This is a genomic window from Desulfomonilia bacterium (assembly GCA_036567785.1).
Taxonomy (GTDB): domain Bacteria; phylum Desulfobacterota; class Desulfomonilia; order UBA1062; family UBA1062; genus DATCTV01.
In genome coordinates, this window is sequence record DATCTV010000027.1 from 164,676 (window position 1) to 172,728 (window position 8,053).

The window sequence follows — 8,053 nt, forward strand, 5'->3', positions numbered from 1 at the left end:
TGATTTGTTATCCACCGGCAATGCCGGTGGATAACTGAAGACTGGATTTTTACAGAATGAGGCTGACAATACTGCCTAACCAGCTCGATATGCTCTTAAAGGCCTGTTTTATATAATGCCAATCGGATGCTGAATACGCAGAACTCATAAAGCATAAGCCGCCGCTTCCACTGCTTCCGTTTCCGCTGGTGTCTTCAGTTACATCAAAGGTAACGGAATCGGAACCGGTAAGCCCGAGGCTGTTTGTGGCCGTGACTGTGATGGTCTGTACGCCGACGGGCAGGTCCTTTATGAGAATTTCGGGACCTGTTCCAATCTCTCCCGATATGCTTGAAGTCCATCTTATATTATCCTGCGGGAAAGTTTTGTCCTGAAGATCATATACTTCCACGGAAAGAGTGAGGCCGCAATCTTCATCGAGAAAGTCTTCATCAGGGAGTTCGCCCATATAAACTTCGGGTGCTTTAGGTGGAACTATGAAGTATGCGCTTTGTGCATATTCGCTAAGAACGCCGTCGCTGGCGGCTACCTGTATCTTTGCATGCGACCCGCCCGGCAGCAGGCTGAAATCTTCTTCCCAGGAACTGGTTTGAAGTCCATCAGCGAGTATTATCCAGGGGGATTCAGGGTCTGTTGCATCGGGGTTGTAGGACACGGTATAGGTAAGTGCGGAACCCTCATGGTCATTTGCCGTCCAGGTTATATTGTACAATCCTTCTATGGTTGTTGAAACAAGCGGTGTGACATTTGACACAGTCGGTTCCGAAGCGCTTACTAACACTTCCTTGAGCAATTCGCTTTCCTTGACGATACGGAATTTTGACGTGCCTTCAGGGAAATTCGCCACTCCGTCGAAATGAACCATATCGAGTTCCTTCGGCGGATGGATGCTGAAAAAATGTACTATGATTTCGGAACTGGCGAGCACAGTGTTCGAGTTGTTGAGTGCCTGAAATGTATATGTGCCTGTCGTATCTTCCAATGTGGCGGTGTCCATATAGGTTTCCCAAGGATCAAGTTCAACAACCCCGCTTTTTGTTATGGTACCGGAAAAGTTTATGAAACGGTTTTCCCCGTCGGCCTCACCCAGGAGATTAGATTTTCCCATTGTAACCGGATCTTTCAAAACCAGTTTTCTGTAAAGCCAGTCATAGTTGTCCGGGGTTATCCAGAGCTGTGACTGCAGGGCGCCTCCAGCGCTCATGAAATCGGCCTTTTCTCCGAGATATCCACGGTTCCAGTCATACGGATGAGAAGATGCTGGAACCATGGCGCCGTTAATGAGAGTTGATCCGTCGGCGCCGGCCAGGGTGGAAGCAGGCCGTCCAGCAGTGCAGCCGCCAAAAGCCACAAAATTATTGTCCCAGTTAAGGCCCTTGAATCCGTTAGGGGCCGGATTGACGCTGCACCTGATGGAAGAACCCTGTGCATCGTCATAGGTATCTCCGATGCCGAACTTGTGGGCGATTTCATGTGCAACGGTTCCGGCTGCGTCATTGCTGCCTGCCACAACGACAACGACGGGCAGATCCATCGGCGCCCATCCTTCAAGTCCGCCCACTGTTTCGGGTATCATACCGACAACGTAATCGTAACATCCCGCTGCATTGGGGCTGGTCTTGCATCTGGAGGGTATAAGATTCTGAAGAGCCGCTGTCAGGTTGTCCTGTCCTGCATCGGTTTCGAGATTGTATTTACCGGAAGTAGCGTCAAGATACTGCAGGCGGTTTGTCCATTTCATGTCGTCCTCGGCCAGAGGATAGACTTCCTGGGTGAACTGGCCCAGCTGTTTCCATGTGTTTCCCGTTACTGACTTGATGCCGCCTCTTCCATAGTTGGCAAGAATCGGAACTGCCAGGACACGTAATGGATTGCCCTCTCTGAATACAAACGGGCCGTTCAGGCTGTAGTCGGAACCGTTTACTGACATTTCGAAAGAATAGTTGCCTGCCGCCCAGTTCTGGCAATCTTCAAGAGACTGGCATAAGAAATCCACGCTTGTTGTCAAGCCTTGTGTCACTTTGGGGCTCATGTTAAACAAAAACTGGCCGTCCTTGTATACGCTTACACCGGTGTTATTCTCGTCAATTGTTACCATCTTGTTAAGGAAGGCCCTGATCACAGTATTTTTCCCGGCCACATAATACTGGTGTGAACTCTTCTGTACACCCAGTACTTGATTGACTTCGGCCCCGGTGATCTTAAGGATATTCTGGGCCGGGCCGCTTCCCAACGCCATAAGTATGGAAAATATGAAAATTATGGAAATCAGTGAGTTTCTTACATCTTTTAGTGTCATATTAATATCCCCCCCGATACTTTTTTGCTTATGTGTGTAAGAAAAGCGCAATAATTGCAGGATGAAAATCGAATGCTTGAGGAGTTCCCAGACCGGTCAGGAATCTCACCTGAAAAAACAGCTAATGTCCGGTCTGCCGGATGGCAGAACTTAGCCGCCAGCCGGTCCCGCTTAAGCTTTACAGACATAAGGGAACGAACTTCTGAAGCACTCGAAAAACTTCCCATTTTCCTTCCATAAGCATTTTTAAGCATGTCGTCTCCGGTCGTATACTGGACCCCGGGCGAAATACTGCTTGTGCCTTTCTTTCGGGATCCACACCGGTTTTATGCGGCAGTTGCAGCCAACATGAGCCCGGTTGCTGTTAGCGTAATCCATTGTCAGGAAAAGTTTATTCTCTGCATGTGACCTGCATGCATTACAGGCATCATGTCCTCTGCGTGAAAGCTTGTATGCGACTGCTTTTGAACCGTTGTTGTTGCTGCTGCTGGTGCTTCCGCATCCGTATGATAAGGCTGCAGGGCCTGCAAAACCTGTTATGGCCAGGAGCTTTAAAAAAACCCTTCTTCTTATGGTTAGTTCATTCTCCAGCATTGATCACCTAAGATATAATTTCGGTATGATCATAAAAAACATTAGGTTTAGTAAGAAAAAAAGAGAATGAATTGACCCGTAAATAACTTTTTGGGTGAAGGGAGAAGCCCCGGCAACAGGACTTCTCCCTGTAAACGTTTATTGTTTAAACGCTAAAGAAGGAAGCAATCAATACAGTTCGACCGGTTAAAGCCCTTCAAATATCCTCACCGCCTGTACGGCATTTTCACCATAGGCGTCAGCGCCCATTTCTTCACATAGTTTCTGGGACGTACAGGCCCCTCCTATTGCCACCTTTGCATCGATGCCGGCGCTTTTCAGTCCCTGCACCACCTGCGATATGTTGTTGACCATTGTGCTTAAAAGAACTGAAAGCCCGATCAGCCTTGCACCGGTTTCCTTGGCTGTCCTGACAATCTTTTCCGCATCCACGTCGACGCCCAGGTCGATAACCTCGAACCCGTTCGCGCCCAGCAGCATGCCCACTATGTTTTTGCCTATCTCGTGGATGTCACCTTTGACGGTTGCAAGGATGACCTTGCCTTTCTTGCCCGATTCGCCCGGGTCCATTCTTGCCTTTATAAGAGGCATGGCCTCGTTAACGACTTCTCCAGCCATTACCAGATCAGCCAGGAAATATTCCCCTGATTCGAAGAGCTCTCCCACCCTGGCAAGTCCGGGCGCTATGCCGTCCTGTATGATGGCAAGAGGGCTCAGTCCCTCGGTAAAGCACTGCTCGACAAGGGCAGGGATTCCGTCAATGTCCATTTCCTCGACAGCCTTACTAACCTTTAACAGCGTCTCACTCATATCGTCTCCTTGTTATCAGGCGGTTAAGCCTGAATATTTTCCGAATTTATGTGCGGCCCCGATCATTATCCTGAGCTTGTGCGCCGGGATAGTGTTCAGAGAATGTGCGGGTGACATGATATATCTGCCTCCAGGGGCCAGATTTTCAATAAGCTTTTTCACTTCCGCAGTCACCTCTTCATCTTCAGAGCGGTCGGTCAGAAGATAATCGACGCCGATGTTTCCTATGATCGCAGCCTTGTCTCCGTGCAGTTTTTTCTCTTTATAAATATCTACGTTGGATGTCGGCTCATAGGCGTGGAAACCGTCAAAACCCCATGAAATGAACATGTCGAAGAGAATCGTATTGTCGCCGCAGGAATGCAGGATGATTTTACCTCCGCGGTCATGCACCGCCCTGGTAAGCCTTCTGTAGTGCGCTCCGAAGAGCTCTTCCGAGATTTTCGGGCTGAATGTGGGCCCTGTCTTGTGAGCGAAGTCATCACCCTGCAGCACGATCTTTGATCCCGCATCCATCATTGCCATTGTGCCCGCCAGTTCAATTGATGCTACCCAGTCGACATAGCGTTTGATAATGTCCTTTTCCTTTCTTATCCAGATCGGCGCCTTATCGAAGCCTATTGCACCTGTTATGCTTTCATGCATGCCGAAGGCGGCCTGGCCGATTATGCAGATATCGTCCCCGTAGCGGCTGAAAGCCTTTTTGAAAAACCTGAACACCCTGTCTGCGAAATCGACGGGCTTCTCAAAATGCGGCCATTCCTCGAATGCCTTCCTTGAAGTGAAAACCGGTCCTTTGTACATGTAATCTGCGTTTCCATACGCATCCTCGATCAGTGTATAAAGCATGCCGTTTATGGTGGCTATTGTCTTTGAATTGACAAGCAGCGTTTCGCAGCCGCTAAGGACCCAGATTGCATCAAATCCGAGTTCGACCGCCGCTTTAATTCGGTTGAGATATGAATCCCGGATGATACTTCTCAGCAGCCTGCTGTTAACCTGCCATCCCCTGTCCATTATCCAGTTCATCAGAGGGTTTTTTGCGAAAAATGACGTCGGAATGAGGGGTTTTCCCAGCACCTGCTGAGCTGTGTTGTCTTCCATGCCCGCACACATTACCGGTACGCGGTCGACCGGTTTGCCTTCGAGTGTCCTGATAATGCGCTCGGTTGGGGTCATCAGTATTCAGATACCTGATATGGGATAATTCCCGTATTGTTTGCAGGCGTCTACCATGACCTTCTGCTTGTGAGCCGGCATCGATGAAAGCCCGTGCGCGGCCGAGAGTATGTAACGCCCGCCGGGGGCGAGTTCTCTGATGAGTCTCCTGACCTCTTCAACCACTTCCTCGTCTTTCGAACGCTCGGACAGGATGTAGTCGACGCCTACGCCGCCTACGATGGTCAGCCTGTCGCCTCGTTCGCGTTTCTGTCTGTTTATGTCCACATTCGAGGTGTTCTCATATCCGTGGCAGCCGTCCGCCCCCCACTTGATGAAATAATCGAACAGGAGAGTATTGTCTCCGCATGAGTGATGGATATAGCGGCCGCCCCTGTCGTGGACCGCTTTGATGATGCGCGTGTATGAAGGCCCGAAAAGCTCGTCAATGAGTTTGGGTCTCATCATGGGGCCGGTCTTGAATGCAAAGTCGTCAGTCTGGATGACGACTTTGATCCCGGCGTCCATGATCGCCATGATCGTCTTCATGCAGACCTCTTCGGCCCATGAGATGTATCTGTCAATGAGGTCCTTTTCCCTCTTTATCCACACGGGCATCCTCTCGAAGCCTATGGCCCAGAGCATGCTTTCCTGTATGCCGTATGCCGAGCCCTGTCCGACAAGACAGATATCGTCGCCGTATTTCGCCGCCATTTTTTTCATGAACAGGTAATCCTTGTGGGCAAGGTCATCGATATCCGGCCACCACGGCCATGCCTCGAAATCCTCCCTGCTCTTTATGCCGGGGCCCCGGTACATGTAGATTGCGTTACCGTAGCCGTCCTCCATAAGGTCGAAGATGGAGCCCGAAAAGCGCACCATTGTCTTTGAATCGAGAACCGTGAATGTCCTGTCATGTATCGCCCAGGTTGCATCAAAACCGAGTACAAGGGCTGCCTTTATACGCTTGTCCAGCGTGGAGTCTATGAAAGGCTGGATTACAGGGCCTGTCAGTTTGGGCCCGAAATTATCCAGGAAAAACCGTGAAACAGGGTTCCATAACATCTTGATAGGCTTGATGAGCGGCTGTCCCAGCACCTCGTTGAAGCCCCTGTCCTCCATGAGCGCGCAGAATACGGGCACTCGGTCCACCTGTTTGCCGTCCAGCACATCGATTATCCTTTGGGTTGCATTCATGAACACCTCGCATAAAAATCATGGGTATAACTGCATCAAATAAAAAACATAGTACGGATTTATCGGCATATGGCAAGCAGGTAATTTGTCTTGACGAATTGTTCATTATCAACTTCAATTGAATTAAAATATCCTGGAGGTTTTCATGGCCGATACCATTTATGAAATCAAAGATAACATTGCCCTCATAACACTGAACCGGCCGGACAAGCTGAATTCGGTGACAATGTCCCAGCTTGAGGATTTGATAATTCAGCTCAACCGGTTCGAGCAGGACGATAATGTCAGGGCGATAATAATAACGGCGACCGGCCGCGGATTTTGCACAGGTGCCGACCTCTCAGGCGGCGGCGGCCGACACGATGTGGCCACGCCTGTCGGCATGAAACTCTCCGCGCACATCTACGGCCGCATATGCTTTACAATCGCGTCCATTGAAAAGCCTGTGATTGCGGCGGTCAACGGCATTGCGGCTGGTTCTGGCTGCAATCTGGCTCTGTGCTGCGATATTATCCTTGCGGCAAAATCCTCCAAGTTCATACAGATATTCGTAAAGCGCGGCATGGTGCCGGACTGCGGCGGCACGTACTTCCTCCCGAGGCTTGTGGGCCTTGCCAAGGCCAAGGAGCTCATCATGACAGGCGACCCGGTTCTTCCTGACGAGGCGCTAAGGCTGGGCATGGTTAACCGCGTTGTCGATGATGACAAGCTCATGGAAGAGGCGATGGCACTGGCTGCGAAACTTGCCAAAGGGCCCACCCGCTCGATAGGCATGATAAAGCACCTTGTCAACCGCTCGTACGAAGCTGACCTGATGAGCCAGCTGGATATGGAGGCTGCGTTTCAGGGACTGGCGACAGCGACGGAGGATATGCGCGAGGGGTGGGTGAGCTTTTTCGAAAAGAGGGAGCCGAAGTTCCAGGGTAAGTAGGGGGTGCGGGGCGTGATAACTTCGCATCTCTTTGTCGCTCCTCATCGATTTCATTGCGGCATACGGCAATGTATGCCTCATGAATCGATTTCGTCACTCCTCGACCTGCTTTGTTCTGACGCCCTGCAATTCCTTGGACCACTGAATAATTTTAAATGTAAGCAGGAATATCCAGATTGTTGCTCATTATCAAGGACAAGGGGGGACACTCTGACTAACGGTTTATCAGTGAAGTCATTTTATCATGAGCGTCCCTAAAAGGTCCTCTAAAAGGTCCTATTATGTTTATTTCACTTTGGATCCTTTCGGGGCATGGCACATAGACAGCTTTTAAATAGGAGAGTACCAATGAAACAAACATTTATCAAATATTCAAATTTAATGGTGTTTATGTTGTTGTTTCAAACCCTATGCTTTCTATCAGGCTGCGCAACACTTAAACCTACTGCAACGGTAATCGATGATGAAACTGGCAAACCGATTGAAGGTGCAGTTGCACTTGCTATTTGGAGGGAGAACAGCACTGAGGCTGCAGCATGGTTTGAAGGTGGGAAAGATATCCCTGTAAGAATCGAAGAAGTCCTGACAGATAAAGAAGGAAATATTTTCATAAAAGGATTCTGGAACTGGCATTTAATTGAAAGAGAATATCCTAGGCTTACTGTCTATAAATTCGGTTATGTCTGCTGGGACCAAAAAGCAATATTTGGGCCTGATAGTTGGGGCACTCGCCAAGACTTTAACAAGGAGAACAGAATCGTCAGACTCGTGAAATGGCCTGTAGGGATTTCATCTGAAGAACACTTTAAGTTTATTCGCGATGTAACAAATGGTGATAACTTCAAAGCCAAGGATCAATTATTTAACAATGAACTCTGGCCTAAAAAAAATAGAAATTTGGAGACTACTTGGGGACGTTGATGAAATGTATTAGTTCCGATCAAATCTGACAGTTGGGTAATTGAAAAGGAAGTACCCACGAGCTATTCTTTCTGAGGGGAAATAAAACAAAATCAGAAAGGAGAAAGCTAATGGGTACGGAAGACAAACTTATCAGAAGTAAG

At 49.1% G+C, this 8,053-nt stretch carries 7 protein-coding genes; 2 read left to right on the forward strand and 5 right to left on the reverse strand.

Annotated elements, in window-relative coordinates; translation table 11 throughout:
• Nucleotides 1–49: 49 nt before the first annotated feature.
• The 5 genes from VIS94_06100 to VIS94_06120 form a co-directional block, all read right to left on the reverse strand.
• Nucleotides 50–2,299 carry a hypothetical protein gene (locus VIS94_06100; GenBank protein ID HEY9160638.1) on the reverse strand — a complete coding sequence of 750 codons (2,250 nt, stop codon included), beginning with the start codon at nucleotides 2,297–2,299 and terminating at the stop codon, nucleotides 50–52.
• Nucleotides 2,300–2,545: 246 nt separating this feature from the next.
• Entirely contained in the window at nucleotides 2,546–2,893 is a 348-nt protein-coding gene (locus VIS94_06105; GenBank protein HEY9160639.1) for a hypothetical protein, read from the reverse strand.
• A 186-nt stretch (nucleotides 2,894–3,079) separates the two neighbouring features.
• Entirely contained in the window at nucleotides 3,080–3,703 is a 624-nt protein-coding gene (locus VIS94_06110) for a cobalamin-dependent protein (protein HEY9160640.1), read from the reverse strand.
• A 15-nt stretch (nucleotides 3,704–3,718) separates the two neighbouring features.
• Nucleotides 3,719–4,882, reverse strand: coding sequence for a uroporphyrinogen decarboxylase family protein (locus VIS94_06115; GenBank protein HEY9160641.1), 1,164 nt, complete (start codon nucleotides 4,880–4,882; stop codon nucleotides 3,719–3,721).
• A 6-nt stretch (nucleotides 4,883–4,888) separates the two neighbouring features.
• Nucleotides 4,889–6,058: a uroporphyrinogen decarboxylase family protein gene (locus tag VIS94_06120; GenBank protein ID HEY9160642.1), complete on the reverse strand. Its 1,170-nt coding sequence runs from the start codon at nucleotides 6,056–6,058 to the stop codon at nucleotides 4,889–4,891.
• A gap of 145 nt (nucleotides 6,059–6,203) precedes the next feature.
• Between VIS94_06120 and VIS94_06125 the strand changes: the two genes are divergently transcribed.
• Both VIS94_06125 and VIS94_06130 read left to right on the forward strand, forming a co-directional pair.
• Nucleotides 6,204–6,989: an enoyl-CoA hydratase-related protein gene (locus VIS94_06125; protein ID HEY9160643.1), complete on the forward strand. Its 786-nt coding sequence runs from the start codon at nucleotides 6,204–6,206 to the stop codon at nucleotides 6,987–6,989.
• Between the two features lie 348 nt (nucleotides 6,990–7,337).
• On the forward strand, nucleotides 7,338–7,910 hold the full coding sequence (locus VIS94_06130) for a hypothetical protein (protein HEY9160644.1): 573 nt from the start codon (nucleotides 7,338–7,340) through the stop codon (nucleotides 7,908–7,910).
• The last annotated feature ends 143 nt before the right edge of the window (nucleotides 7,911–8,053 follow it).

Excerpts from the sequence above, each read along its gene's own strand:
- VIS94_06130 (HEY9160644.1), top strand. The coding sequence starts at position 7,338 with ATGAAACAAACATTTATCAAATATTCAAATTTAATGGTGTTTATGTTG.
- VIS94_06120 (HEY9160642.1), bottom strand. The coding sequence starts at position 6,058 with ATGAATGCAACCCAAAGGATAATCGATGTGCTGGACGGCAAACAGGTG.
- VIS94_06115 (HEY9160641.1), bottom strand. The coding sequence starts at position 4,882 with ATGACCCCAACCGAGCGCATTATCAGGACACTCGAAGGCAAACCGGTC.
- VIS94_06125 (HEY9160643.1), top strand. The coding sequence starts at position 6,204 with ATGGCCGATACCATTTATGAAATCAAAGATAACATTGCCCTCATAACA.
- VIS94_06110 (HEY9160640.1), bottom strand. The coding sequence starts at position 3,703 with ATGAGTGAGACGCTGTTAAAGGTTAGTAAGGCTGTCGAGGAAATGGAC.
- VIS94_06100 (HEY9160638.1), bottom strand. The coding sequence starts at position 2,299 with ATGACACTAAAAGATGTAAGAAACTCACTGATTTCCATAATTTTCATA.
- VIS94_06105 (HEY9160639.1), bottom strand. The coding sequence starts at position 2,893 with ATGCTGGAGAATGAACTAACCATAAGAAGAAGGGTTTTTTTAAAGCTC.